Origin of the sequence: Solwaraspora sp. WMMD792 (assembly GCF_029626105.1) — a bacterium.
Taxonomy (GTDB): domain Bacteria; phylum Actinomycetota; class Actinomycetes; order Mycobacteriales; family Micromonosporaceae; genus Micromonospora_E.
Genome location: NZ_JARUBH010000009.1, coordinates 3,753,356 through 3,779,531, shown reverse-complemented (window position 1 = coordinate 3,779,531; position 26,176 = coordinate 3,753,356). Strand labels below are relative to the sequence as shown.

The 26,176-nt window shown below is 71.2% G+C and carries 22 protein-coding genes and 1 tRNA gene; 11 read left to right on the top strand and 12 right to left on the bottom strand.

Annotation, left to right across the window (positions count from 1 at the left end):
* The first annotated feature begins 3 nt into the window (after positions 1–3).
* Positions 4–1,743: a glycoside hydrolase family 3 protein gene (locus tag O7629_RS17990; protein ID WP_278170517.1), complete on the top strand. Its 1,740-nt coding sequence runs from the start codon at positions 4–6 to the stop codon at positions 1,741–1,743.
* Positions 1,744–1,847: 104 nt separating this feature from the next.
* Here the strand turns inward: O7629_RS17990 and fabF are convergent, their stop codons facing one another.
* From fabF to O7629_RS17965, 5 genes are all read right to left on the bottom strand, one after another.
* Complete coding sequence (fabF, locus tag O7629_RS17985; protein ID WP_278170516.1) at positions 1,848–3,074, bottom strand: beta-ketoacyl-ACP synthase II; 1,227 nt, start codon at positions 3,072–3,074, stop codon at positions 1,848–1,850.
* Positions 3,071–3,310, bottom strand: coding sequence for an acyl carrier protein (locus O7629_RS17980; protein ID WP_123602866.1), 240 nt, complete (start codon positions 3,308–3,310; stop codon positions 3,071–3,073). The genes fabF and O7629_RS17980 overlap by 4 nt, the downstream gene beginning before the upstream one ends.
* Before the next feature lie 86 nt (positions 3,311–3,396).
* Positions 3,397–4,341 (bottom strand): beta-ketoacyl-ACP synthase III, encoded by a 945-nt coding sequence (locus O7629_RS17975; protein ID WP_278170514.1) that lies wholly within the window; start codon positions 4,339–4,341, stop codon positions 3,397–3,399.
* A 37-nt stretch (positions 4,342–4,378) separates the two neighbouring features.
* On the bottom strand, positions 4,379–5,584 hold the full coding sequence (locus O7629_RS17970) for an acyltransferase domain-containing protein (RefSeq protein ID WP_278170512.1): 1,206 nt from the start codon (positions 5,582–5,584) through the stop codon (positions 4,379–4,381).
* 137 nt (positions 5,585–5,721) lie between these two features.
* On the bottom strand, positions 5,722–6,924 hold the full coding sequence (locus tag O7629_RS17965) for a helix-turn-helix domain-containing protein (RefSeq protein WP_278170511.1): 1,203 nt from the start codon (positions 6,922–6,924) through the stop codon (positions 5,722–5,724).
* 58 nt (positions 6,925–6,982) lie between these two features.
* Between O7629_RS17965 and O7629_RS17960 the strand changes: the two genes are divergently transcribed.
* Complete coding sequence (locus O7629_RS17960; protein ID WP_278170510.1) at positions 6,983–7,675, top strand: phosphatase PAP2 family protein; 693 nt, start codon at positions 6,983–6,985, stop codon at positions 7,673–7,675.
* A gap of 280 nt (positions 7,676–7,955) precedes the next feature.
* Here O7629_RS17960 and O7629_RS17955 read toward each other — a convergent pair whose 3' ends face one another.
* Positions 7,956–8,603: a hypothetical protein gene (locus tag O7629_RS17955; RefSeq protein WP_278170509.1), complete on the bottom strand. Its 648-nt coding sequence runs from the start codon at positions 8,601–8,603 to the stop codon at positions 7,956–7,958.
* 267 nt (positions 8,604–8,870) lie between these two features.
* On the opposite strand from O7629_RS17955, the gene O7629_RS17950 reads away from it, so the two are divergent.
* Positions 8,871–9,446 carry a copper resistance CopC family protein gene (locus O7629_RS17950; protein ID WP_278170508.1) on the top strand — a complete coding sequence of 192 codons (576 nt, stop codon included), beginning with the start codon at positions 8,871–8,873 and terminating at the stop codon, positions 9,444–9,446.
* Positions 9,447–9,518: 72 nt separating this feature from the next.
* Here the strand turns inward: O7629_RS17950 and gltX are convergent, their stop codons facing one another.
* Positions 9,519–10,952, bottom strand: a complete 1,434-nt coding sequence (gene gltX / locus O7629_RS17945; RefSeq protein WP_278170507.1) for a glutamate--tRNA ligase — start codon at positions 10,950–10,952, stop codon at positions 9,519–9,521.
* A 197-nt stretch (positions 10,953–11,149) separates the two neighbouring features.
* On the opposite strand from gltX, the gene O7629_RS17940 reads away from it, so the two are divergent.
* Positions 11,150–11,638: an SRPBCC domain-containing protein gene (locus O7629_RS17940; RefSeq protein ID WP_278170506.1), complete on the top strand. Its 489-nt coding sequence runs from the start codon at positions 11,150–11,152 to the stop codon at positions 11,636–11,638.
* 134 nt (positions 11,639–11,772) lie between these two features.
* On the opposite strand, the gene aceE is transcribed toward O7629_RS17940, so the two are convergent.
* The 4 genes from aceE to O7629_RS17920 all read right to left on the bottom strand — a co-directional run bounded on the left by aceE (position 11,773) and on the right by O7629_RS17920 (position 16,909).
* A complete protein-coding gene (gene aceE, locus O7629_RS17935) occupies positions 11,773–14,535 on the bottom strand; it encodes a pyruvate dehydrogenase (acetyl-transferring), homodimeric type (RefSeq protein WP_347403678.1) in 2,763 nt (920 codons plus the stop codon).
* Between the two features lie 188 nt (positions 14,536–14,723).
* The gene (locus tag O7629_RS17930; protein WP_199757666.1) at positions 14,724–15,128 is read right to left on the bottom strand and encodes a YjbQ family protein; all 405 of its coding nucleotides are present in this window, start codon (positions 15,126–15,128) and stop codon (positions 14,724–14,726) included.
* A gap of 85 nt (positions 15,129–15,213) precedes the next feature.
* Positions 15,214–16,011, bottom strand: a complete 798-nt coding sequence (locus tag O7629_RS17925; RefSeq protein WP_278170505.1) for an ABC transporter permease subunit — start codon at positions 16,009–16,011, stop codon at positions 15,214–15,216.
* Positions 15,998–16,909: an ABC transporter ATP-binding protein gene (locus O7629_RS17920; RefSeq protein ID WP_278170504.1), complete on the bottom strand. Its 912-nt coding sequence runs from the start codon at positions 16,907–16,909 to the stop codon at positions 15,998–16,000. The genes O7629_RS17925 and O7629_RS17920 overlap by 14 nt, the downstream gene beginning before the upstream one ends.
* Before the next feature lie 328 nt (positions 16,910–17,237).
* Here O7629_RS17920 and O7629_RS17915 point away from each other — a divergent pair, with 328 nt between their 5' ends.
* The 6 genes from O7629_RS17915 to O7629_RS17890 all read left to right on the top strand — a co-directional run bounded on the left by O7629_RS17915 (position 17,238) and on the right by O7629_RS17890 (position 22,033).
* Positions 17,238–19,664, top strand: coding sequence for a transketolase C-terminal domain-containing protein (locus O7629_RS17915; protein ID WP_278170503.1), 2,427 nt, complete (start codon positions 17,238–17,240; stop codon positions 19,662–19,664).
* A gap of 109 nt (positions 19,665–19,773) precedes the next feature.
* Positions 19,774–20,211, top strand: a complete 438-nt coding sequence (locus tag O7629_RS17910; RefSeq protein WP_123602854.1) for a DUF3052 domain-containing protein — start codon at positions 19,774–19,776, stop codon at positions 20,209–20,211.
* A gap of 14 nt (positions 20,212–20,225) precedes the next feature.
* Positions 20,226–20,690: a peroxiredoxin gene (locus O7629_RS17905; RefSeq protein WP_278170501.1), complete on the top strand. Its 465-nt coding sequence runs from the start codon at positions 20,226–20,228 to the stop codon at positions 20,688–20,690.
* A gap of 205 nt (positions 20,691–20,895) precedes the next feature.
* A tRNA-Val gene (locus tag O7629_RS17900) sits at positions 20,896–20,967 on the top strand.
* A gap of 252 nt (positions 20,968–21,219) precedes the next feature.
* Complete coding sequence (locus O7629_RS17895; protein ID WP_278170499.1) at positions 21,220–21,564, top strand: hypothetical protein; 345 nt, start codon at positions 21,220–21,222, stop codon at positions 21,562–21,564.
* A 40-nt stretch (positions 21,565–21,604) separates the two neighbouring features.
* The gene (locus O7629_RS17890) at positions 21,605–22,033 is read left to right on the top strand and encodes a hypothetical protein (RefSeq protein WP_278170498.1); all 429 of its coding nucleotides are present in this window, start codon (positions 21,605–21,607) and stop codon (positions 22,031–22,033) included.
* 88 nt (positions 22,034–22,121) lie between these two features.
* Here O7629_RS17890 and O7629_RS17885 read toward each other — a convergent pair whose 3' ends face one another.
* Complete coding sequence (locus O7629_RS17885) at positions 22,122–22,244, bottom strand: hypothetical protein (RefSeq protein ID WP_278170496.1); 123 nt, start codon at positions 22,242–22,244, stop codon at positions 22,122–22,124.
* A 579-nt stretch (positions 22,245–22,823) separates the two neighbouring features.
* Between O7629_RS17885 and O7629_RS17880 the strand changes: the two genes are divergently transcribed.
* Positions 22,824–25,892 carry an AAA family ATPase gene (locus O7629_RS17880; RefSeq protein ID WP_278170495.1) on the top strand — a complete coding sequence of 1,023 codons (3,069 nt, stop codon included), beginning with the start codon at positions 22,824–22,826 and terminating at the stop codon, positions 25,890–25,892.
* The last annotated feature ends 284 nt before the right edge of the window (positions 25,893–26,176 follow it).

The following is a 26,176-nucleotide window of genomic DNA, read 5'->3' as shown; positions in this document are numbered from 1 at the left end:
GGGATGGCCGGTGTGCTCCCCTCACCCCGCGTAACCATCGCTTCCGTTCTGCTGGCCATCCTCGGTGTCACCAGCGGCTGCGCCGGACCCGGCGACCGGCCTGAAGCCAGCACTCCCAGCAGCCCGGAAGGCCCTTCCAGCGAACCGAAAGCCAGCCCTGCAGCGTCGCCGGCCGCCCAGCTGGCCGCGACGCTCAGTGACGAGGACCTGGTCGGTCAGGTGCTGATGCCGTACGCGTACGGGGCGTCCGCGACCGAGGTCTCGCCGGGGTCGGCGGCCGGTAACCAGCAGCTCGCCGGAGTCGACACCCCGGCCGAGATGATCGACCGTTACCGGGTCGGCGGCCTGATCCTGGTCGGCTTCTCGGCCGACGACCCGACCGGCAGCAACCAACCCACCACCAACGTCGACAGCACCACCCAGGTGCGGGAGCTGACCACCGGGTTGCAGGACGCCGCCGGGCGGTTGCCCGCCGCCGCGCTGCCCGACGGCGTCGGCGAGCTGCCGCTGCTGATCGGCACCGACCAGGAGTTCGGCATCGTCACCCGGATCAACCAGGGGGTGACGTTGCTGCCCAGCGCGATGGCGGCCGGTGCGGCCGGGCAGCCGGAGCTGACCGAGGCGGCCTGGCGGGCGGCCGGTACCGAACTCGCGGCGCTCGGCGTCAACGTCGACTTCGCGCCGGTCGCCGACGTCCTCGGGGTGAACAGCACGGTGATCGGCTCCCGGTCGTACGGCGCCGACCCGGACGCGGCGGCCGGACAGGTCGCCGCCGCCGTCCGTGGCCTGCAGACGGCCGGCGTCGCGGCCACCCTCAAGCACTTCCCGGGGCATGGCCACACCGCTGTCGACTCCCACGGCGACCTGCCCGTGCTCGACCAGGACCGGACCGCTCTCGCCGCCGCCGACCTGCCGCCGTTCGTGGCCGGCATCGACGCCGGCGCCGGCCTGGTGATGTCCGGACACCTGGACGTCGCCGCGGTCGACCCGGGGGTGGCGGCGACGTTCTCCCGCAAGGTCCTCACCGACCTGCTCCGCGGCGAACTCGGCTTCGACGGGGTGGTGGTCACCGACGGGATGAACATGGCTCCGGCCCGCGCGTTGTCGCCCGGCGACGCGGCCGTCGCGGCGATCAACGCGGGTAACGACCTGATTCTCATGCCGCCGGACGTGACGGCCGCGTACGAGGGTCTGCTCGCCGCGCTGCGCGACGGGTCACTGCCCCGGACGCGACTCGTGCAGGCGGTCACCCGGGTGCTGACCCTCAAACAGCGGCTCGCCGGGGAGCCCACCCCGCCGATGACGGTGCTCGGCGCCGAAGACCACTACGCCGCCGCCCGGCGGTTGGCCGCCGCCGCCGTCACCCAGGTGCGGGGGGACTGCGCCGGGGTCGACGGGCCGGTGACCGTCACCGCCTCGGGTGGCCGGGAGCGTACCCGGGCGCTGTTGATCGAGGAGTTGCGCGCCGCCGGCGTCGAGGTGGTCGGCCAGGGCGGTACGGTCGTGCACCTGGTCGGCTACGGCGACGGCCCGTCCGACCTGAACGTCGACGCGGCGGTGACCGTTGCCATGGACACCCCGCACCTGCTTGCCGAGGCCCGGTCCGCGACGTTGCTGGCCACCTACTCGTCGAGCCCGGCGTCGATGTCCGCGCTGGCCGACGTCCTGCGGGGTGCCGCACCGGCGCCCGGCCGGTTGCCGGTGCCAGTGTCCGGCCTGCCCGCCACCAGCTGCACCGGTTGACCACACGCGTCGACCAGACGCCGACGGCGCTCCGGCCCGCCAGGGCCGGAGCGCCGTCGGCAGGGCCGGAGCCCTGTCTGCTGTCGTCGTGACCCGGTCGGCTGTCAGACCCGGGTGAAGACGAGCGCGACGTTGTGTCCGCCGAAGCCGAACGAGTTGTTCAACGCGGCGGGTACGTCCATCGATCGGGCCTTCTGCGCTGCCACGTCGAGGTCGAGCTGGTCGTCCGGGTCGTCCAGGTTGATCGTCGGCGGGACGACGCTGTCGCGGATCGCCAGGATGGTGGCGATCGACTCCAGCGCGCCGGCCGCACCCAGCAGATGGCCGGACATCGACTTGGTCGCGGTCAGCACCGGGTGGTCGCCGATCGCTTCGCGTAGCGCCACCAGTTCGGCGAGGTCGCCGGCCGGGGTCGAGGTGGCGTGCGCGTTGACGTGCACGATGTCGCCGCCGGACACTCCGGCGTCGGCGAGGGCCAGCCGGATCGCCCGGGCCGCGCCGAGCCCTTCGGGGTGCGGCTGCACCATGTCGTACCCGTCGGAGGTGAGCCCGGCCCCGGCGAGCCGGGCGTACACCCGGGCGCCGCGGGCCGCCGCGTGCTCGGCCCGTTCCAGCACCACGACCCCGGCGCCCTCACCGAGGACGAACCCGTCGCGGGCCTTGTCCCATGGCCGCGACGCCCGTTCCGGGTCGTCGTTGCGGGTGGACATGGCCCGCATCGCGGCGAAACCGGCGATCGGCAGGCCGTGCACCACGGCCTCGGTGCCGCCGGCCATCACCACGTCGGCCCGGCCGGCCCGGATCATGTCCAGGCCGAGCGCGATCGCCTCCGCGCCGGTCGCGCAGGCGCTGGCGACCGAGTGGACGCCGGCCTGCGCGCCGAACTCCAACCCGACCCAGGCGGCCGGGCCGTTGGGCATCAGCATCGGTACGGTGTGCGGCGACACCCGTCGGGGCCCGGAGGCTTCCAGGATGTCGTCCTGAGCGAGCAGGGTGAGCGCGCCGCCGATGCCGGAACCGATGCTGACGCCGAGCCGTTCCCGGTCGACGCCGGCGTCGCCCAGCCCAGCGTCCGTCCACGCCTCACCTGCGGCGATCAGCGCGATCGCCTCGGATCGGTCCAGCCGGCGCAGCTTGACCCGGTCCAACCGTTCGGCGGGTTCGGACGCCAACTCGGCGGCGATCCGGACCGGCAGCTGCGCGGCCCAGTCGTGGGTGAGCTTGTCGACTCCGGACTTGCCGTTGAGCATGGCATCCCAGGTCGCCGCGACGTCCCCGCCGAGCGGGGTCGTCGCGCCGAGCCCGGTGACGACGACGTCGACCATCGTCACGCCTGCGTCTCGATGTAGGCGACCGCGTCGCCGACGGTCTTGAGGTTCTGCACCTCGTTGTCCGGGATCTTCACGCCGAACTTCTCCTCGGCGGCCACCACGACCTCGACCATGGAGAGCGAATCGACGTCCAGGTCATCGGTGAACGACTTGTCGCCGGCCACGTCGTCCGGGTTGACCCCGGCGACCTCTTCGAGGATCTCGGCGAGGCCGGCGGTGATCTCGTCACGGGTCATGGGTTTCTACTTTCCTCTCGGTTGAAACAATGATGCCTGCCGGATCGGCGGGCGGCCCGCTCCACCTCGGAGCGGGCGGTAGGAGCTTACGGGCAGCGGACGACCTGCCCGGCGTAGGTGAGTCCACCGCCGAAGCCGAACAGCAGCACCGGGGCGCCGGACGGGATTTCCCGCCGCTCGACCAGCTTCGACAGCGCCAACGGCACACTGGCCGCCGAGGTGTTGCCGGACTCGACGATGTCCTTGGCGACGATCGCGTCGGGCATCCCGAGCCGCTTGGCGATGCCGTCGATGATCCGGGCGTTCGCCTGGTGGGGGACGAAGGCGGCGATTTCCGCCGGGTCGACCCCGGCGCGCTCGCAGGCCTGCAGGGCCAACGGGGCGAGCGCGGTGGTCGCCCACCGGAACACCGACTGGCCCTCCTGCTCGACGTACGGCCGCCAACCCTCGATGCGTACCGCGTCGCTCTTGTCCGGAACCGAGCCCCAGACCACCGGTCCGATCCCGGCCGGCTCGTTGCCGCCGGTGGCGGTGACCACGGCGGCACCGGCGCCGTCACCGAAGATGATGCAGGTGGAGCGGTCGGTCCAGTTGGTGAAGTCGGAGAGCTTCTCCGCGCCGATGACGAGGGCGTTGCGTGCGGCACCGGCCCGTACGGCGTGGTCGACGGTGCCGAGCGCGTAGCTGAAGCCCGAGCAGGCGGTGTTGATGTCGTACGCACCCGGGGCGGCGATGCCGAGGCGGGACGCGACCCGGCAGGCGACGTTCGGGCTGCGGTCGATGGCGGTGCAGGTCGCCACCACCACCAGGTCGATGTCGGCCGCGGTGAGGCCGGCGTTGGCCAGTGCCTTCTCGGCCGCCGCCGAGGCCATGTCGGCGACGGTCTCCGAGTCGGCGATCCGGCGGGTGACGACACCGACACGGTCCCGGATCCAGGCGTCGTTGGTATCCACCAGTTGGGCGAGCTCGTCGTTGGTGACCACCCGGGAGGGCTGGTAGTGCCCGAGTGCCACGATCTGTGATCCGGTCATGTTGCTGCCTTTCCCGGCGCGCTGTCGGGGTGCGCGCTCACAGTGCGGAACCGCTGATCCGGGCCAGCGGCTGGCCCGGTGCGACCGGGTCGTCGTGGTGGGCGAGCCATTCGGTGAGCAGGCCGGCGTCGTGCGCGGCGACCTCGACCGGGCCCTGCCGGGTGGTGACGTGTCCGATGATCTGACCGGCGGTCAGCGGGTCGCCCTCGGCGAGTCCGGCAGCTGGTTCGAAGGTGCCGGCGCTGGCCGACACGACGACCCGGAACTGCCTGGTCGGCTCGTGGCTGGGGGCCATTCCGTGCCGGGCGATCAGGGCCCGCGCCGCAGGCAGGTCGTCCGGGGTCTTCAGGGTGACGATCTCCGGCACGCCGCGGTCCTTGAACTCCCGCTTGACCAGACCGGCGAGGGTGCCGGCCGGTGGCAGCTCCAGTACTCCGGTGACACCGAGGTCCGCCAGGGTGTGCATGCACAGGTCCCAGCGCACCGGTGCGGTCACCTGCCGGACGAGGCGTTGCAGCAGCTCCCGGCCGTGGTCGACGGCATCGCCATCCAGATTGGACAGCAGGATTCGGTTGGGATCGGCCGGAATGATCCCGGCGGCGACGCTCGCGAGCGCCTGCTCGGCCGGGGCCATGTACGGGGTGTGGAACGCCCCGGCTACCTGCAGCACCGCCACCCGGGCCCGGGCCGGCGGCTCGGCAGCGAACTTCTCCAGTCGGCCGGTGGCTCCGGCCACCACGATCTGACCGGCTCCGTTGTGGTTCGCCGGGTGCAGTCCGTGACGGTCGATCGCGGCCAGCACCTCGTCCCGGTCGCCGCCGAGCACGGCGGCCATCCCGGAGGGTTCCAGCGCGCAGGCGGCGGCCATCTCCCGGCCCCGGACCGCGGCCAGCGTGATGGCCGACTCGGCGGGCAGAACCCCGGCCAGCGACGCGGCGGCGAGTTCGCCGACGCTGTGACCGGCGACGACGGCGACGTCGTAGAGCCCGCCCCGGCGGTGCCCGGCCGGTGATCCGCCAGGCAGGTGCTCGGCGGCGAGCAGGGCCGCGGCGACCAGCAGTGGCTGGGTGCGAGCGGTGTCCTTGATCTCGTCGGCGTCGGCGGTGGTGCCGAGGTGCACCAGGTCGACCCCGGCGAGCGCGGACCACCACCGCAGGCGGGCCTCGGCGCCGGGCAGGTCGAGCCACGGGGTGAGGAAGCCGGGCTTCTGGGACCCCTGGCCGGGGGAGAGTACGGCGAGCACGGCTATGACTCTTCCTGATACCCACGGGTCACTTGGGTGCGCTGAGATACCAATCCGCACTACCGTCGTTGGAGGATTCCTACAAAGATCGTCGGATGTGCACGTCTTTTGCCCGCAAATGTTGCTCGGAAGTGCGTTCAGTCAGGTGAGGTGCGCAGCAGCGGCGGGGGATCCAGCCGGCCGATCGCCAGGGCCATCTGCAGCGCGTACGCGTCGCGGGCAGCGAACGGCGACAGTCCGGTCACCTCACCGATGCGCCGCAGTCGGTAACGCACCGTGTTCGGATGTACGAACAGCGCCCGCGCTGTCGCCTCCAGCACGGCCCCGGCGGCGAAGAACGCGTCCAGGGTCTCCAGCAGTTCCCCGCCGGCCCGGACCAGGGTTCCGTACACGTCGCGGCGCAGCCGACGGCGGGCCTCGGGATCACCGGCGAGGGCCCGCTCCGGCAGCAGATCGGTCGCCGCGACCGGGCGGGGCGCCGCCGGCCAGGCCGGCGCCGCCCGGTATCCGGCCAGCGCCGCCCGAGCCGACTCGGTCGCCTCGTCCAGGCTGGCCACCATCGGTCCGACCACCACCGGGCCGGCGCCGAACGCGTCCAGCAGCTTGCCGGTCGCCGCCGCCGGATCGGCCGCCCCGCCCAGCACCACCACCAGCCGGTCGTTGTGCACCCCGCCGATCGTCTCCACCCCGATCCGCCGGGCGGCCCGGTAGACGATCTGTAGGACCGCGCTGACCTCGCCGCCCGGTGACCGCCCCACCACCACCGACACCGGCGAGGCGTCGGTCCAGCCCAGCGCGGCGGCCCGGCTGGCCAGCACGTCCGACGAGTCGCCGCGCAGCAGCGCGTCGACCAGCAGCGCCTGCAGCCGGGCGTCCCACGCGCCGCGCGACTCCGCCGCCCGCGCGTACACCCGGGCGGCGGCGAAGGCGATCTCCCGGGAGAACCGCAGCACCGCCTCGCGCAGCAGCGACTCCTCGCCGGTCGCGGCCAGGTGCGGCACCTGCGCCTCGACCACGTCGATGGTGACCTTGATCAGGGCGACCGTGTGCTGCAGGCTGATCGACCGGGCCAGCGCCCGCGGCGCCGCGGCGAAGACCTCGTCGGAGACCTCCTGCGGGCTCCCGTTCGCGCCGCCACCGTCGCGCAGCCACTCCACCAGGGACCGCACCCCGGCCTGGGCGATCACCATCACCCAGGAACGCTGGTCGGCGGGCAGCTCACGGAACCAGGGCAGGGTCTCGTCCATCCGGGCCACGCTCGCGGTCGCCAGCGCCCCGGCCGACCGCTCGATACGACGCAGGGTCGCGGTGAGCCCGGCGTCGTTGCGCTTGGTCGCCACCCCGTCAGGGTGTCACGGCCAGCGGGCACGACCGCGCCGACCGTGCCAACATGTGCTGATGATCGCCCGCCCGCCGCTGGTCGTCCCGCTGCTGGCCCTGCTCGCCCTCGCGGCGCTGACCACCGGTCTGGTGGTGGATCCCGCGTTGGTCGCCCGGCTGGACGCCCCGGTGACCGACGGGCTGCGGGCCTACGCCGCGGACCGGCCGACGCTGGTGGCGGTCCTGCGGACCGCCACCGATCTGGCGGCGACGCTGTCGTTCCTGGCCGTCGGAGCCGCCGCGACCATCCTGTTCGCCCTGCGCCGGGACCGGCCCCGGGCCTGGTTCTGCGCGACGGTGACCGTCGCGGCCCCGGTCAGCTGGCAACTGGGGCAGTGGCTGCTGCACCGGCCCCGCCCGGCGGACGGCTTCGTGACCATCGCCGCCAACGGCTTCCCCAGCGGGCACACCACCAACGCCGCCGCTGCGGCGTTCGCGGTCGTCCTGCTGGTCTGGCCCCGGGTACGGCGTACCGGGCGGTTGCTGGTGGTGGTGCTCGCCGGAGCCGGTGCGCTGTTCATCGCGGCGACCCGGCTGGTGCTGCTCGCCCACTGGCCGGTCGACGTGATCGGCGGCGTCCTGGTGGCGGTGACGGTGGTGGCGCTGGCCGCCCGCCTCTGGTCATCACGGGCGGGGGGGCCGGCGGCGGCCGGCCCGGTACCTGGCAAGGTGTCGTCTCGGGACGGCTCGTGCGAGGTGAGGAGTTCGTGATGGCGTACCTGGGGGCTGGCCACAGCGGCGGCGTCGAACGGGACCATCCGGGGGAGCGGGACCAACCGTCACCCGGTCGGACGTTGACCGGGCAGGGAACCGGCCGGGGCGGCCCGGCCGACCCGCGGCCGCCGTCGACCTGCTGCGCGGGGCAACGGGGATGGGCGGGCGCGCACCGTCACCTCGGGGTCCGGCCGAGCTCCCGGGTGGTACGTCGGGAACGCCCGCCGCACCGCTGGTGCTGACACGCCCCGGCCGGTCACCTGCACGGCCCAGCCGGTCACCGGGTCCGGCGGCGCACCAGCAGGGCGATCCCCGCGATACCCAGGGTGATGCCGACCACCACGGCGGCGTTGAGCATCATGACCTGTCGCAGGTCGGTGAGCATCTTGTCGATGTCCTCACCCGGGTTGAGCGCGTCCTCCGGGATCACCCGTTCGCCGCCGCCGATGCCACCGCTGATGCTGTCCGGGCGGGCCGGCAGCGGTGCGCCGGCCGCCCGCAGCGTCTCGGACATCGTCAGCCGGCCGAAGAACCAGCCGGCCGTGGTCTTGCCGTCACCGGGCTGCTCCGCCGGTCGGAACGCGCGCGGGCCACCCTCGGCCAGTGGATACAGCTCGTAGGTGCGATGTGGCTCGTCCGCCACCATGACCACGACCAGGTACTTCGGGCCGAGGTCGCCCGGCTCCGGGGAACTGGTCTGGCCCGGTCCGGTGAGCCAGCTGACCTGGCTCAGCACGGCCGCGAACAACTCGGCGTCGGCGTCGGCGTGCACGGCGAGCGGCTCCGGCAGGTCGTCACCTTCGATGGTGACGGTCGTTGGTGCAGGTGGTGCCGCGTACACCCGGTTCGCCGACAAAATGGACGTGCCGAATGCCAGGAGCAGCGCACCGGCCGCTAAGAGACGGCTGGCTGCCCGCTGTCCCATGGTCAACTCCCTCGCCCCGCGGAGGTCAGGTCCCTAGTCGATGTGCTCACTACCCGATGGCTGCCCGACGTAATCAGCGGCGGGCGGGGTCGCGGACCCTCACTGTGAGAGACTCCGCATGACCCTGGACGGTTGCACCCGCTGGACGGATTTTTCGGGAACCATCGACGACCGGTGACCGACCAACCAGGGAGGTCGGCCGATGACGGCCCGGTACGTTGTCTGGCGACCGATCGTATCCGGCGATCGCAACAGGTGGGGGACAGGGTGGTACGCGTACCAGGGGTGTTGCTCGCGGTGTTCGTCGGGATGCTCGCGGTGCTGTTCGGAGCATCACCGGCCCAGGCACACAACGTGCTGACTGGGAGCGATCCGGCTGACGGCGCGGAGCTTGCGCAGGCCCCCGAGACGGTCCGCCTCACCTTTCTGGCCAATCTCAACCAGGAGCAGACCGAACTGAGTGTGACCGGTCCGGACGGCGCTGCGGCGTCCACCGGGGCGCCCGTAGTGGACGGCAAGGCGGTGAGCGTGCCGTTCCGTCCCGGACCCGCCGGCGAATACACAGTGGACTACAATGTGTTGTCTACTGATGGGCACTGGGTCAAGGGCACACTCGCCTTCACTTTGACGGTCGGTGTCGAGCCGACCGCTGATCCGTCACCGACCGGGGCGCCCAGTCCCACCGCCGCCGAACCGACACCGGAGGCGACCCCGGCGCCGCCGACGCCGCAGGCGACCAGCTCCACCGAGTCGACGCCCTGGTGGCCGTGGCTGGTCGGTGCCGTCGTCCTGCTGGTCGCGGTGGCGGCCGGAGCGTTCTTCGTCCGCCGCCGTAGCACCTGACCTGACCGTCGCAGCGTCCAGGCGATCCGGCCGGACCGTCGCGGCGTCCAGCCGGGCGCGGGCGTCGCGGCGTCAGCCGAGCCGGGCGCGGGCGTCGCGCAGCCGACGCAACGTGCGCTCCGGCCCGAGGACTTCCAGTGACTCGAACAGCGGCAGCCCGACGGACCGGCCGGTCACCGCGACCCGTACCGGTGCCTGGGCCCTGCCGAGCTTGAGGCCACGCTCGGCGCCGACCTGCTCCAGCGCCGCCTTCAACGGCTCGGCGGACCAGTCCGGCAGCGCCGCGAACGCGGCGATCGTCGCGTCCAGCAGGTCGGCCGAGCCGTCCTTCATCGCCTTTGCCCACGCGGCGTCGTCGATCACCGGGACGTCGAGGAAGAGGAAATCGACGTTGGCGACGATCTCGCTGAGTACGGCGATCCTGGTCTGAGCGAGCGGGGCGACCGCCGCGAACGTCGTCGGGTCGTAGTCGGTCGCCCGCCACGGCGGCGGCGCGATACCGCTGCCGGTCGGCGCCGGCGCCGACGGAGTCCCGGTCAGCCAGGGCTGGCAGGCGGCGATGAAGTCCTCGACCGGCAGCGCCCGGATGTACTCGCCGTTGAAGGCGCGTAGCTTGCGCTCGTCGAAGAACGCCGGTGACGGGTTCACCCCCTCCAGCCGGAACTCCTCCTCGATCACCGACCAGGGCACGATCTCCCGGTCGTTGCTCGGCGCCCAGCCGAGCAGCATCAGATAGTTGCGCATCGCGTCGGCGAGGTACCCCTCGTCGCGGTACGCCTCCAGCGCCACCTTGTCGCGGCGCTTGGACAGCTTCTGGCGTTTCTCGTTGACGACCACCGGCACGTGCGCCCACACCGGTGGCTTGACCCCGAGTGCTGCCCAGAGCAGTTGCTGTTTCGGGGTGTTCGGCAGGTGTTCCTCGGCGCGGATCACGTGGGTGATCCCCTGGGAGATGTCGTCGACCACGTTGGCCAGCAGGAAGACCGGTGAGCCGTCGCCCCGGGCGATGACGAAGTCCTCGATCAACTGGTTCTCGAACGTCGGCTCGCCGCGGATCAGGTCGACGACCGTGGTGCTGCCGGTGTCCGGAGTGCGGAACCGCAGTGCCCGTCCAGCACCAGCGTCGAGACCCCGGTCGCGGCAGAACCCGTCGTACCCCCGGTACTCGCTGCCGGTGCGGGCCTGCACGTCGGCGCGGGCGCAGTCGCAGTAGTAGGCACGCCCGGACTGGTGCAGCCGGTCGGCCGCCGCGCGGTGCTCGCCGGCGTTGGTCGACTGGAAGTACGGCCCCTCGTACGAACCACGACGGATGCCGATCCAGTCCAGCGCGCTGAGGATCCCCTCGATCCACTCGGGGCGGTTGCGGGCCGCGTCGGTGTCCTCCACCCGCAGTACGAACACGCCCCCGTGCTGCTTGGCGTAGATCCAGTTCTGCAGTGCTGAACGGGCACCGCCGACATGGAACATACCGGTGGGGGATGGGGCGAAGCGTACGCGTACCGTCACGGCCCCAGCCTACGGGCGGCCGATCCCCGCCCGACGGCCAGGTCCGGTCACCGTCGTCGGCTCGGGGGCGACCGACCGGACCGGTCGGCGTGCGGCGGTCGCGGTGGCGTCGGGCGAACAGCGAAGTCTGCACCTTTTGTGGAAAATGTGATTTAGGCTGCGCCTGTCAGGACGAGCAGGCAGAGACAGGCGGGCAGATGATCCTCATCGAACGCAGCGGACGGGCGGAGGCCCCGATCGACACCGTCTGGGAGGTGGTCGGGCAGGCCGCGTTGCTGCCCGACTGGCTCGCCGGTGTCCGCCAGGCCGAGGTGATCGGCGGCGACATCCGCCGGATGCGGGTGCACACGGCGGACGGCGCGGCCGCGGACGCCGAGGTAATCGAGTTCCAGCCGCCCAAGCTGATCGCCTGGCGGGAGCGGGCCGCCGGTCCCGGCCTGCGGGCCGAGGCCCGTACCGAGGTGCAGGTCGAACTCACCCCGGAGGGCGACGGCACCGCAGTACGGCTGACCATCGTGCGGTGGCCGGCCGGCCAGGTCAGCGCGACCCTGCTGCGACTCGGCAAGCACCGGGTCGGTGCCGATCTGGAGACCTCCCTGGGCCGCCTGTCCGACCTGGCCGCCGCCCGGCACGCCGCCAACGCCGGCGACCGGACCAACGTCGGCGACCGGACCAACGTCTGCTGACTGTGGCCGACCGGACCTACGTCTGCTGACCGTGGCCGACCCCAGCTACGGCAGGTCCGCAGACGGTGCGGCCCCCGGACGCGACGGGCCCCGGCGGTCACCCGCCAGGGCCCGTCGACAGCGGTCGCCGCGGATCAGGACTCGCCGCCGGTCTCCCCGACCGGGGCAGCCCCGACATCGTCGATCGCGTACTTCTTGGCGGCGCCAGCGGGCACCTCGGCCGGGATCTCGCCGCGCAGCGCCAACTGGCGCAATGCCGCGACCGCCACCGACTCGGCGTCGACGTGGAAGTGCCGACGCAGCGCGTGCCGGGTGTCCGACAGCCCGAAACCGTCGGTGCCGAGTGAGGTGTAGTCCCCCGGCACCCAACGGGCGATCAGGTCCGGCACCGCCCGCATCCAGTCGCTGACCGCGACCACCGAGCCGGGCGCGTCGGCCAGCGCCGTGCGTACATGCGGAACCCGCAGGTCACCGCCCGGGTTGAGCAGGTTGTGCTCCTCACAGGCGACCGCGTCGCGACGCAGCTCCGTCCAGGAGGTCACCGACCACACCTCGGCGGCCACCTGCCAGTCCTCGGCGAGCAGCTGCTGGGCCTTGAGCGCCCACTGCATCCCGGTGCCGGAGGCGAGGATCGTCGCGCGCGGCACCTCGGCGCCGTCGGCCCGGCTCACCTGTGGTGCCGCCGCGTACCGGTAGAGGCCCTTGAGTAGTCCTTCGACGTCGAGCCCGTCCGGCTGCGCCGGCTGCAGGATCGGCTCGTTGTACACCGTCAGGTAGTAGAAGATGTTCTCCGGCGACTCGCCGTACATCCGGTGCAGGCCGTTCTCCACGATGTGGGCGATCTCGAACGCGAACGCCGGGTCATAGGCGACCACCGCCGGGTTGGTCGCGGCGAGCAGCTGCGAATGCCCGTCCTCGTGCTGCAGGCCCTCGCCGTTGAGCGTGGTCCGCCCGGCGGTGGCCCCGAGGACGAAGCCGCGGGCCATCTGGTCGGCCGCCGCCCAGAACGCGTCACCGGTGCGCTGGAAGCCGAACATCGAGTAGAAGATGTACAGCGGGATCATCGGCTCGTCGTGAGTGGCGTACGACGTGCCGGCGGCGGTGAACGACGCGACCGAGCCGGCCTCGTTGATCCCCTCGTGCAGGATCTGCCCGGCGGTGGACTCCTTGTACGACAGGAACAGCTCCCGGTCCACCGCAGTGTACTTCTGCCCGTGCGGTGAGTAGATCTTCTGCGTCGGGAACAGCGAGTCCATGCCGAAGGTCCGCGCCTCGTCCGGGATGATCGGCACCCACCGCTTGCCGAACTCGCGGTCCTTCATGATGTCCTTGAGCAGCCGGACGAAGGCCATCGTGGTGGCGACCTTCTGCTTGCCGGAGCCGCGTTTGACGTCACCGAACCGCTCGCTGCCCGGCACCGCCAGCGGACGGGCGGCGGTCCGCCGGGTCGGCACGTACCCGCCGAGGGCCTTGCGGCGCTCCTGCAGGTAGGTCATCTCCGGGGAATCGTCGGCCGGGCGCAGGTACGGCGGGAGGTACGGGTTGGCTTCCAACTGCTCGTCCGGCACGTCCAGGTAGAGCCGGTCCCGGAAGGTCTTCAGGTCGTCCAGGGTCAGCTTCTTCATCTGGTGGGTTGCGTTGCGGCCCTCGAAGTGCTCCCCGAGCGTCCAGCCCTTGATCGTCTTGGCCAGGATCACCGTCGGCTGGCCGGTGTGCTCGGTGGCCGCCTTGTACGCCGCGTACAGCTTGCGGTAGTCGTGTCCGCCGCGCTTGAGGTTCCAGATCTCGTCGTCGGACAGCCCTTCGACCATCTTGCGGGTACGCGGGTCGCGACCGAAGAAGTGCTCCCGCACGTACGCGCCGGACTCGGCCTTGTAGGTCTGGTAGTCGCCGTCCGGCGTGGTGTTCATCAGGTTGACCAGCGCGCCGTCGGTGTCCGCGGCGAGCAGCGGATCCCACTCCCGGCCCCAGACGACCTTGATCACGTTCCAGCCGGCGCCCCGGAAGAACGCCTCCAGCTCCTGCATGACCTTGCCGTTGCCGCGCACCGGGCCGTCCAGCCGCTGCAGGTTGCAGTTGATCACGAAGGTGAGGTTGTCCAGCTCCTCGCGGGCGGCCACCCCGATCGCGCCGAGCGACTCCGGCTCGTCCATCTCACCGTCGCCGAGGAACGCCCACACGTGCTGGTCGGAGGTGTCCTTGATGCCCCGGTGCTGCAGGTACCGGTTGAACCGGGCCTGGTAGATCGCGTTGATCGCGCCGAGGCCCATCGAGACGGTGGGGAACTCCCAGAAGTCCGGCATCAGTCGCGGGTGCGGGTACGACGGCAGGCCGCCGCCGAGCCCGGCGTGCGACAGCTCCTGCCGGAAGCCGTCGAGGCGCTGCTCCGACAGCCGGCCCTCGACGAAGGCGCGGGCGTACATGCCGGGGGAGGCGTGCCCCTGGAAGAAGATGTGGTCACCACCGCCGGGGTGCTGCTTGCCACGGAAGAAGTGATTCATCCCCACTTCGTAGAGGGACGCGGCGCTGGCGTAGGTGGAGATGTGGCCACCGACGCCGATCTCCGGCCGCTGCGCGCGGTGCACCAGCACCGCGGCGTTCCACCGGATGTACGCGCGGATCCGCCGCTCGATCATCTCGTCGCCGGGGAACCAGGGTTCGCGTTCCGGCGGAATCGTGTTGATGTAGTCGGTGGTGGTCAGTGGCGGCACCCCGACCTGACGCTCCCGAGCCCGTTCGAGCAGGCGCAGCATGACGTAGCGGGCGCGTTTGGCGCCGCGTTCGTCGATCACTCCGTCGAGTGACTCGACCCATTCGCTGGTTTCTTCAGGGTCGATGTCCGGAAGCTGGCTCGGCAGGCCGTCGCTGATCACCGGGCGCTTGCGTTCCGTGGCCACAGGCGTTCCCTCAGTTGTGTGTGGGATAGGTCTCTACTGACCATCCTGCCCCCTGGAGGCCGGTTGCGTCACGCGCGGTCGCCATAGAGGCGATCTGGGACACAGGTACCAGACGGTAACTTCCGGCCGGCTCCGGCCCCGGCTCCGACCGCCCCGGCCGGCCGTCTCGACCAGCGAGTCGGCCGCCGTCAACCGGCGAGGAAGGAGAACCGGACCTTGCGGTCGGCGTTGTCCCCGTTCGGGTCGACCAGGCAGACCGACTGCCAGGTGCCGAGGGCGAGCCGGCCGTCGAGCACGGGCAGGGTGGCGTACGGGGCGACGAACGCCGGCAGCACATGGTCCCGGCCGTGCCCGGGGGAGCCGTGCCGGTGCTGCCAGCGGTCGTCGGTGGGCAGCAGTTGGTCCAGGGCGGTGAGCAGATCGTCGTCGGAGCCGGCACCGGTCTCGATGATCGCGATACCGGCGGTGGCGTGCGGTACGAACACGTGCAGCAGCCCGTCGCCACGTCCGGCGACGAACCGTCCCGCCTCGGCGGTGATGTCACGCACCACGGGTCGGGAGCCGGTCCGGATGGAGATCACGTCGGAGTCCATGCCTGCCAGTGTGGCAGCCGGGCCCGCCCGGCTGGGCGGGCCCGGCCGGCGCGGCACCCACCAACCCGGCCGCGCGGCGGATTCGTCACACGGCGATGTCGCGGCGGGTGAAGCGCCAGGTGCCGGCGGCGACGCAGACCGCGGCGAAGCCGGCGAGCAGCAGTACGCCGCCGACCTGCACCCCGTTCACCAACGGGTCGCCGTCGAGGTACCAGTGGAACGGGGAGACGTCGCGGGCCCACGCCAATGCGTCGACCTGGGGCAGGACGGCATTGGCGAGGTAGCCGAGCACGGCGACCGCCGCGCCGACGCCGAGCGCCGTCGCGCGGCTGCCGGTGGCGGCCCCCACGCCGTACGCCAGGGCGGCGAACGCGGTGCCGAACAGCACCAGATGCAGGGTCATCGCGGCCAGCGCACCGACCCCGACGGCGGTGAACTCGGCCGGACCACGGATCGCCACCAGGGCCAGCCAGAGCAGCGCCCCGGTGACCACCAGCCCGACCAGCAGCGCGGCGAACCGCTGCAGCGCGGCCCGGGCCCGGCCGACCGGGTGGGCGAGCAGCAGGTCCAACGAACCGGTCTCCTCGTCACCGGCGATCGTCCGGGCCCCGGCGCCGATCCCGAACACCGCCACGAGCAGGGGGATGAGCAGTCCGTAGACGGCGCTGCCGAGATAGCCGGCGGGACTGGTGACGTCTTCGAAGTTGAGCGCCTCCAGCATCCCTTCCGGATATGCAGCCAGTGCGTCTGCCATCTCCGGTGTCTGCATGGTCGGCCAGAACGCCGCGTACATGGTGCCGACGGCTGCGATCGACACCGCCCAGCCCAGCATGGACCGGCGGTTGTCGCGCAGCGCCTTGGTGAACGGGTTACGCAGCAACACCGTCGGTCTCCGTCCGCTCGTAGTAGGTGAAGAAGAGGTCCTCCAGGTCGGGCTCCTCGGCGAGGAAGCTGACGACGGTGTACCGGCTCGCCGCCTTGATCAGCGGATCGGCCCGTCCGTCGAGCCGGCAACTGAGCCGGTTGTCGCGCACCACGACGTCGCTGAGCCCGGGAACCGTCGCGAACTCGTCGGCCGGCACCGGTGCGTCGAAGACGATCTCGATCCGGCGTACCGCCCGTTCCCGCAGCTCCTCGACCCGTTCGACGGTGACCAGCCGGCCGTCGCGGATGATGCCGACCCGGTCGGCGGTCTGCTGCACCTCGCTCATCACGTGCGAGGACATGAAGACGGTCTGCCCGGCGGCCTTTGCCTCGCGGACCATCGCGACGAACTCCTGCTGCAGGAAGGGGTCCAGGCCGCTGGTCGGTTCGTCGAGGATGAGCAGCTCGGGGGAGTGCATGAAGGCCTGCACGACCCCGACCTTCTGCCGGTTGCCCTTGGACAGCCCTTTGATCCGCCGGCCGAGGTCGAGGTCGAGCCGGTCGGCCAGTTCGGTGATCCGCGCCTTGGGCACCCCGCCGCGCAGGTTGCCCAGATAGGTGAGGAGTTCGTGGCCGGTCTGCCGGCCGTCCACGATGAAGTCGCCGGCCAGGTAGCCGATCCGTCGGCGGAGCGGAATGCCGTCGGCGCGCGGGTCGAGCCCCAGCACCCGGACGGTGCCGCTGGTCGGGCGGATCAGATCCAGTAGCAGCCGGATTGTGGTGGACTTGCCGGCCCCGTTGGGGCCGAGGAACCCGTACACCTCGGCGGTCTCGACCTGAAGGTCGAGGCCGGTGAGGCCGCGGTTGCGGCCGTACGTCTTGATCAACTGCTCGGTACGGATGGCCGGGTCAGCCATCGGACCTCGCCTCCTTGACTTGGGTTGTCGACGCTGCGCCTCGAAGCGTTTGACGATCAACGGCTGTGACGATCAACGGCTGTTACGAACGTTCAGAACGTACTGAACCTTATGCTATCCGCCGCCCGCAAGTGACCCCGCTGGCGGCGCGGCTGCGCTGCCGTGTCCAAGCCGCTCCCGGCGGCGCGGCTGCGCTGCCGTTTGCCGGGCTGCCGCGTAGCATCGCGACCATGACCTCCCCGGCCACCAGCGGCGCTGCAGTCTGCCCCGACCCGGCCCAGTGGCGGCCCGCTCGCCGCCCGGTGGCCGCGCCTGGCGGGCGTCGGTAATGCTGTCCGACGTGACCACCCCGCAGGACCTCGACGAACGGTTCCGCACCGCGGTCGCCGCGATGGACACCGCGCCGGACCGACGGGCACCCGAACAGCCGGTACGCGACGGCACCCTGCTCACCGGGCAGTCCGCGCTGGCGCTGTTCGACGCCCAACTCACCAGCCGCCATCTCGACCTGGCCAAACGCTGGCTGCGCAGCTTCGGAGAAGGTTTCTACACGCTCGGCTCGTCCGGCCACGAGGGCAACGCGGCGCTGGCGGCCGCCGTCCGGGTGACCGACCCGGCGCTACTGCACTACCGGTCCGGTGGCTTCTACTGCGCCCGGCTCGCCCAGGCCGGCCTCGCCGCCGGCCACGAGCCCGGCGTCGAGTCGGGCCTCCGCCCCGGCGTGGCCGACCCCGCGGCCGGCACCGACGCTGGCGAAGCCGGAACCGACCCGGTCACCGACGCCGCCTGGGACGTGTTGCGCGGCGCCGTCGCCTCCGCCTCCGACCCGACCACCGGCGGCCGGGGCAAGGTGTTCGGCAACACCGCGATCAACATCGTGCCCACCTCCGGCACCGTCGGCGGGCACCTGCCCCGGGCGGTCGGGACCGCGCTCGGCATCGACCGGATGCGCCGGATGGTGCCGACCGTCCGGCAACGTCAACCAGGGCTGACCCGGTCCGCCGCAGTCGGCCGGGCGTACCTGGAACCCCGGCTGCCCTGGCCGGACGACGCCATCGTGGTCTGCAGCTTCGGCGACGCGGCGGTCAACCATGCCGCTGCTGCGGCGGCCTTCAACACCGCCGGCTGGGCCGATCACGCAGGGCTGTCCACGCCGGTGCTGTTCGTCTGCGAGGACAACGGCCTGGGTGGCAGCGTACGGTCGCCGGATGGCTGGGTCGCCGAGACGCTGCGCTCCCGACCAGGGCTGCGGTACTTCGCCGCCGACGGGTGCGACCTGGCGGCCACCTACGACGTCGCCGCTGAGGCTGCCGCCTGGGTCCGCGAGCACCGCCGGCCGGCGGTGCTGCACCTGTCCACCGTCCGGCTGATGGGGCACAGCGGCGCCGACGTCGAATCGGCGTACCGGTCGGCTGAGGAGATCGACCGCGACGTCGCCCGCGACCCACTGGTCGGCACCGCGCGGCTGCTGGTCGCCGCCGGCCTGGCCAGCCCCGACGAGATCATTTCCCGGTACGACGAAGTCGGCTGGCAGGTGCGCAAGGTCGCCGAGGAGGTCATCGGGGAGGCCAAGCTCGAAACCGCCGGGCAGGTCGTGGCCACCATCGCCCCGCGCCGGCCGATCCGGGTCGCCCGGGTGGTCGCCGACACCGGCGCCCGCGCGGCCGGAGCGGCCGCCACCACCCGCGCCACCACCCTCGGCACCCGGCTGCCCGAGGAACGCGGGCCGATGACCCTGGCCCAGACGATCACTGCGGCGCTCGCCGACGGTCTGCTGGCGTACCCGGCAATGACCGTGTTCGGTGCCGACGTTGCCGCCAAAGGCGGGGTGCACGGCGTCACCGCCGGGCTGCAGGACCGGTTCGGCGACCACCGCGTCTTCGACACCACCGGCGACGGCACCACAGTCCTCGGCATCGGACTCGGCGCCGGACTGGCCGGTCAGCTGCCGGTACCGGAGATCCAGTACCTGAGCCACCTGCACAGCGCCGAGGACCAGCTGCGCGGCGAGGCCGCCGCGCTGCAGTTCCTCTCCCGGGGCGGCTACCGCAACCCGATGGTGCTGCGGGTGTCCGGTCTGGCCTACCAGGAGAGCCTCGGCGGACATCTCTACAACGACAACTCGCTGGCGGTGCTGCGGGACGTACCCGGCCTGGTCCTGGCCGTGCCGGCCCGGGCCGACGACGCCGCCGGGCTGCTGCGGTCCTGCCTGGCCAGCGCGGCGGTCGACGGCAGTGTGTGCGTCTTCCTGGAGCCCGTCGCCCTCTACGACACCCGTGACCTGCACAGTCCGGACGACGGACTGTGGCTGGCGCCGTACACCCCGCCAGGGGAGTGGGGCGCCCGGCACATCCCGGTCGGCCGGGCCCGCAGCTACTCCGTCGGCAGCGGCGAGGACCTGACGGTGATCACGTTCGGCAACGGCGTACGGATGTCGTTGCGGGTCGCGGCCCGGCTGGCCGCCGAAGGGGCCGGCTGTCGGGTCGTCGACCTGCGCTGGCTCGCACCGCTGCCGGTGGCCGACATCATCCGCGAGGCGACGGCGACCGGTCGGGTGCTGGTGGTCGACGAGACCCGCCGCTCCGGCGGGGTCGGTGAGGGGGTGCTGGCAGCGCTGGTCGAAGCCGGGTACGTCGGAGCTGCTGCCCGGATCGCGGCATTGGACACCTACGTCCCCCTCGGCCCGGTCGCCAACCAGGTGCTGGTCGGCGAAGATGCCATCACCCAGGGTGCCCGAGCGCTGCTGGCACGGTAAATTCCGGTGAACTCGGTGCGCCACTTGCGCCGGGCGGCACAACTGTGTGAACTACCCGCTATCGGTGTCCGACGGATACCGGCAGCTCAAGACGAGGAGGCAAGTAACAGTGAGCGCGACCGCTGGTCAGGCCGCCGACGGCGTACGGAGCCTGGCGGACCGGTTCGGCATCGAGCCGGGCATGGTGGTCATGGAGATGGGTTACGACGACGACGTCGACCAGGATCTCCGCGACGCCCTGACCGACCGCTGCGGCGAGTTGGTCGACGAGGACACCGACGAGGTCGTCGACGCGGTGCTGCTGTGGTACCGCGACGGTGACGGAGACCTGTTCGAGTTGCTCGTCGACTCGCTCGGCCCGCTGGCCGACAACGGGGTGGTGTGGCTGCTGACGCCCAAGGCCGGGCGTGACGGCCACGTCGAGCCGAGTGACATCAGCGAGTCCGCGCCCAGCGCCGGACTGCAACAGACTTCCATGGTCAACGCCGGCAAGGACTGGAGTGCCGCCCGGCTGGTACTGCGCCGTGGGGCCAAGGCCAAGAAGTGAGTGAAGGAGCGCACATGCCCGTCGAGGTCGGCACGCCGGCACCGGAGTTCACCCTCAAGAACCAGAACAACCAGGAGGTGCGGCTGGCCGACTTCCGGGGTCGGCAGGCGGTCCTGCTGATCTTCTACCCGCTCGCGTTCACCGGCACCTGCCAGGGCGAGCTGCAGGAGGTCCGGGACAACATCGACGCCTACGTCAACGACGACGTGCAGACGCTCACCGTCAGCGTGGACTCCGTCTACACCCACAAGATCTGGGCGGAGCAGGAAGGTTTCCAGTTCCCGCTGCTCGCCGACTTCTGGCCGCACGGCGCGGTCGCCCAGGCGTACGGGGTGTTCAACGACGCCGCCGGGATCGCCAACCGGGGCACGTTCGTGATCGACAAGGCCGGCGTGGTCCGCTTCGCCGAAATGAACGGGCCGGGCCAGGCCCGCGACCAGGCCGTGTGGCGCAAGGCGCTGGCCGACCTGGCCGATTGACCAGCGTCACGGACAACTGACCAGCCTCCGGGCCGATTGACCAGCGTCCGACCCTGCGGGACCCGCTACCGTCCAGCGGGCCCCGCGGGCCGGGGCGGTCCGCTTGCCGGCCGTACGGTCGCCGACCGCCGGGAACTCGGTCGCGCCGCGCCGGAGACGGCAGGGTAAACTGGCCGCCGCCGGGCCGGCGATTCTTGTGATGCCCGGGCGCGTAGCTCAGTGGGAGAGCACTCGCCTTACAAGCGAGGGGTCGCAGGTTCGAAACCTGCCGCGCCCACCGATTTCCATCAGGAGCTGCCCGGTCCCGAGCGGGCAGCTCCTGTCTCCTCGGTGTGTCCACGGCTCTTGGAGATGCCGGCCATCGGCTCATCGCGGACACCGTCCGCCTGCTGTCCTGCTGGATGACACGGGGGTCCCTCCTCCGCAGTTCCCGGTTGCCTTCTGACAGACCTAGGTCCGTCAGAGACGGGACATGGGACTGTTCGGTAGGAAGCGTCGGTCGCCGTTCCCCGACGACATGTTGCGGTGGTTGGGGCTGTTCGGCCGCTACTCGCTCGACGCTCAGCACAGCGGCATCGACGGCGGGGACCTGTGGCGCCGCGTCGGGGGACTCTACGGTCACGCGACCGGCGACCGGGAAGGCTTCCTCGCCGGACTTCAGGCCGTCGTGGCGGACGATCGCGGTGGATTCGCGACCTTCGGCGCCGCCCGCCTCGTCTGGGAAATGTACGGGAGTGACGCACTTCGCATCCCCCTCGCGTTGCCATTGATCGACGCAGGCATCGAATTCAAGCGGTCGCGCGGGCTGTCGTCCGCCATGCTGACGGGTTTCGAGATGGAACGAATTGCGCAGATCAGGGAGGGGCGCGGCTGAATCTGCTGCGTCTTTCGTAAATGCTCCGCTGGATCGATCCGTGCGCGCGCTGAAGAAGGAGAACGCTGTGGAAAGTCTTCTGTGTATCATGCTGGTTGTCGGCCCGATCGCCGTACTTGTCTGGCAGCTCATCGAGACGCGGAATGCGGTCGAGACGACGACAATAGAGACGACCTACGATCCAGCGGAGGTCGCTCGCATCGTCCGAGAGTCGTTCGCCGGCCCGCGTGCCGTGCTGTGGACGGCAGCCAGCGGGCCGGGAACGATCAACATGCGTCGGCGGGGATTCCGTGGTGGAATCACCATGTCAATCACCGTCGGACGTCGCTCGGATGGTGGTTCTCAGGTCGACATGTGGGCATCCGATACCATTGTCTATCTTGGTTTCCTGGTCAACTTTGCCGGTGTGGTGAACCGGCGTAAGAGGGCGATCGCGCGCCGTCTTACGGCGGAGCTCGCCGCCCAGTGAGAGGCATACCCTGCTTTTGCCGGAAATAGCCCGTGAGCCATAACCGCGCCGGCGGGGTACGCGTTTCCAGTGTCGGGCACCCGGGCGGTCAGCCGAGTGTGCAGCTCGACGTGGGTGCCGGTTTGGTGTCGTTCCAGGAGGCGAGGAAGTCGAACGTGGTGCTGCCGCTGCCGGGTAGGTTGCCGTTCCAGCTCGCGTTGCGGGCGGTCACCGTCCATCCCGTGGTCGCGGGTCGAGGTGCCGTTGCGTACGGTCACCTCGCCCTGGAAACCGCCGGTCCACTGGCTGATGATCCGGTAGCTGGCGGTGCAGGCACCGGCCTTCGGCGGAGGTGTCTGGCTGGCCGGTGGCGTCGTCGGCGTGTGACCTCCGTCGAACGCGTACCAGGCGAGCACCGTGGTGCCGGTGGCTGCCGCTGCGGCTGAGAGCGCGAGCAGCCTGCGCCAGCACCATCGTTGCCCTCCGGAGGTTGGTTGGGCAGGGGACGGCAGGGAGCCGCATGGCATATGGCATCGATGTACGTCGGCAGATGTCGCCATGCCGGACCGAACCTGTTCTGTCTCATCTGCGGGCCACGCGGGTGGCGGGGCGCCCGTTGTCGCGGGTGACGGTGGCCGGTCGACGACAGTCACGGTGACCAGTCGAACCACCGTGGAGTAGCGTGGCGCCCGTATGTCCGATTGGCACCGGAGCCGGGGACGACGTGCGGCGACGAGGCGGCGAGCGGCGCCCGCATCCGTGCCGGCGGTGGCCGGCCGGGCGGGCCGTTGCGGTACGAAGGAGACGCGTCGTGCAGGTGAGACTCTTCGATGACGTCTCGATCCTCCGACGTGGCCAGCCACTGAACGCTCCGCCCGGCAAGGCCCTCGAGCTGTTCGGCTACCTGCTCGTCCACCGGGACCGGACCCACGCCCGCGAATCCATCTCGGAACTGCTGTGGCCGGGGGCCGAGCCCGGCGTTGCCCGCAAGTACCTGCGCCAGGCACTGTGGCGGCTCAACACGAGCATGCAGGACCAGCCGAACGACCGGCGGCCGGCGAGCGACCTCGTCGTCATCGACCCCGGCTGGGTACGGATCAACCCGGATGCGTCCTGCTGGTTGGATGTGGACGCGTTCGAGCAGAGCTACGCGGCGGTCCGCGACGTGCCCGGCGAAGCGCTCTCCGACGACCAGGCGCAGGCGGTGGAGCATGCGCTGAAGCTCTACCGTGGAGATCTTCTCGCCACCTGGTACCACGACTGGTGCGGTGCCGAACGGGACCGGCTACGCGACACCTACCTGTTGATGCAGGAACAGCTCATGGGCTACTGCGAGGCCCGTGGTCTCTACGCCAGGGGCGTGGACCTCGGTCAGACCGTGCTGCGCCACGACGCGGCGCGCGAGCGGACCCACCGCCAGCTGATGCGGCTGCACTACGCCGCCGGTGACCGGATCGCCGCGCTTCGCCAGTACGATCTGTGTACGTCGGTGGTGGACCAGGAGTTCGGGGTGCGCCCGTCGGTGGACACCACGGTCCTCTACGAGCAGATCCGGGCGGACCGGACGGCGGACATCCGACCGGGGAACGGCCGATCGGTGCTGACGGTCGGCGTATCAACGATCGTGCCGGCCCCTTCCGGCGGCGATGATCTACCGGTCGGGGACAACCGGGACGAGGTGCTGGGATCCATGGACGGTTCGGGGTACGCCAACTCGACGGAACACCTGCTGGCCGAACTCGCCCGGCTCGACCTGGTGCTGGGTAGGCAGGTCAGTCGGGTCCGGAAGGCCCGACCCCGGCCCGGCGGCGAGCTTTCCACCTTCTATGTTTCCGAGGCCGAAGCCGACGCGTTGCTGGACGGTGTACCCGACTGGGCGCCGCCGGGCGACGACGACCCGGGGACCGCCGCCGAGCTGGACAGGTTGTCCCACGAGATCGGCGAGCGGGTGGCACAGAGCCTGCGGGACGGTGTGGGTCTGCGGCTGGTGGCACTGGCCGGAATGTTCGACCTCGCCCCGTTCGACGTCGAAGTGATCGTGGCCTGCCTCGCGCCCGAGATCGACCGGAGCTACGAGCGGCTGTACGGCTACCTGCACGACGATCTGACCCGCCGGCTGCCGACGGTCGATCTCGTTCTCACCATGTTGTGCGCCGACCGTCAGTCACGGATGGCCGCGCGAGCCCGGTTCGCGCCGTCGGCACCGTTGCTCCGCCATCGGCTCGTCACGTCGACAGAGGACCCGACCGCACCGGTGCACTCACTGCTGGGTAACAACCTCCGGTTGGACCCACGGGTCGTCGGCTTCCTGCTGGAAGACGACGACCTCGCCGAGCAGCTTCAGCCGTACGCCCGGATCGTCGCACCGACCGGGACCCTCGACGACCTGCACTTTCCGGCGGAGTTCGCGGCGACCCTGGCCCGGCTGCGGGAGCACGCTGGCGACGACCTGTTGGTCTACTGCCAGGGGCCGTACGGCGTCGGCCGGCGCAGCCTCGCGGCGGCGTGCGCCCGTCACTGGAGCGCGCCGCTGCTGGTGGTGTCCGCCGATCTGCTGGCCGACCGCCCGGCCGAGGAGTTCGCGACCCTGGTTGGCCTGGTCGAGCGGGAAGCCAGGCTGCAGGGCGCGGTCATGTGCTGGGTGAACGCCGACTCCCTGCTGGTCGAGCAGGCCCGGCCACGGCTGTCGCTGCTGATGTCCGCCCTGGCGGCGTACCCTGCTCCGTCGTTCCTGGCCGGTGGCACCACCTGGGAGCCGGTCGACCTGCCGGCGGGCCTGACCTTCGTCCGGCTGGAGTTCCCCGCGCCCGGCTACGCCGAGCGGCTGCGCATCTGGGACGACGCGCTGGTCGGGGGGGACCAGGGTGACCTGGACCCGGCCGCCGTCGCCGGCAAGTTCCGACTCACCGGTGGCCAGATCCGCGACGCCGCGGCGACGGCCCGCAACCTGGCGTACGCCCGGACGCCCGACGCGCCCGGGATCACCCAGGACGACCTGTACGCGGCGTGCCGCCTGCAGTCCAACCGTAAGCTGACCGACCTGGCGCAGCGGATCACGCCGCACTACGGCTGGTCGGACATCGTGCTGCCCGCCGACCGGATGCAGCAGTTGCGGGAGATCGCCGACCAGGCCCGTTACCGGGCCCTGGTCTACGAGTCCTGGGGGTTCGAGCGCAAGCTGGCCAACGGGCGCGGCCTGGCGGTGCTGTTCGCCGGCCCGTCGGGCACCGGCAAGACGATGGCCGCCGACGTGCTGGCCCACGAACTCGGCCTGGACCTCTACCGGATCGACCTGTCGACGGTGGTGAGCAAGTACATCGGCGAGACGGAGAAGAACCTGTCCCGGATCTTCGAAGAGGCGGCCACCAGCAACGCGGTGCTGTTCTTCGACGAGGCCGACGCGATGTTCGGGAAACGTTCCCAGGTCCGTGACGCACACGACCGGTACGCCAATCTGGAGGTCAGCTACCTGCTGCAGCGGATGGAGCAGCACGAGGGCATGGTCATCCTGGCGACGAACCTGCGCAAGAACCTCGATGACGCGTTCACCCGCCGGCTGCACGCCACCGTCGACTTCCCGGTCCCCGAGGTGGCGGACCGTCGCCGCATCTGGACGCAGGTCTGGCCCGAGCAGGCGCCGCTGGACCCGACAGTCGATCTGGACCTGCTGGCCCGGCAGGTCGATCTGCCCGGCGGAAACATCCGAAACATCGCCCTCGCCAGCGCCTTCCTCGCCGCCGCCGACGAGGGCAAGGTGACCATGGCGCATCTGCTCCACGCCACCCGGCGTGAGTATCAGAAGATGGGCAAGATCCTCTCGGCGGGGGAATTCGGCGCCGACCCGCCGAACGGGCAGGTCGCCGCTGATCGGCGCTTCTGACGAGACTGTGGAGGGTTCGACGTGCATATGGTCGAAACGCATCCGGAACTCGAAGCGCTCTTCGCGGAGGACGACCTCGTTGATGAACTGCTGGAGCGCAACAGGCGTGGCTACACACCTACCGGCATACCTACCAGCCCAACGAGTGGGCGGACATGGCGGTCCGGGTCCGCAACAACCTGCGCGCCAGACGGGGGTACGCGCCGGGGGAGGTCTCCAGGGCAGGAGAGATCTTCAGGGGGCTGTTCATCTCGTGACTGTGGTGGTCGGGACAGCGTGATGCC

Excerpts from the sequence above, each read along its gene's own strand:
- O7629_RS17955 (WP_278170509.1), bottom strand. The coding sequence starts at position 8,603 with ATGGGACAGCGGGCAGCCAGCCGTCTCTTAGCGGCCGGTGCGCTGCTC.
- O7629_RS17975 (WP_278170514.1), bottom strand. The coding sequence starts at position 4,341 with ATGACCGGATCACAGATCGTGGCACTCGGGCACTACCAGCCCTCCCGG.
- O7629_RS17960 (WP_278170510.1), top strand. The coding sequence starts at position 6,983 with ATGATCGCCCGCCCGCCGCTGGTCGTCCCGCTGCTGGCCCTGCTCGCC.
- O7629_RS17980 (WP_123602866.1), bottom strand. The coding sequence starts at position 3,310 with ATGACCCGTGACGAGATCACCGCCGGCCTCGCCGAGATCCTCGAAGAG.
- O7629_RS17930 (WP_199757666.1), bottom strand. The coding sequence starts at position 15,128 with ATGGACTCCGACGTGATCTCCATCCGGACCGGCTCCCGACCCGTGGTG.
- O7629_RS17920 (WP_278170504.1), bottom strand. The coding sequence starts at position 16,909 with ATGGCTGACCCGGCCATCCGTACCGAGCAGTTGATCAAGACGTACGGC.
- O7629_RS17905 (WP_278170501.1), top strand. The coding sequence starts at position 20,226 with ATGCCCGTCGAGGTCGGCACGCCGGCACCGGAGTTCACCCTCAAGAAC.
- O7629_RS17915 (WP_278170503.1), top strand. The coding sequence starts at position 17,238 with ATGCTGTCCGACGTGACCACCCCGCAGGACCTCGACGAACGGTTCCGC.
- O7629_RS17940 (WP_278170506.1), top strand. The coding sequence starts at position 11,150 with ATGATCCTCATCGAACGCAGCGGACGGGCGGAGGCCCCGATCGACACC.
- O7629_RS17990 (WP_278170517.1), top strand. The coding sequence starts at position 4 with ATGGCCGGTGTGCTCCCCTCACCCCGCGTAACCATCGCTTCCGTTCTG.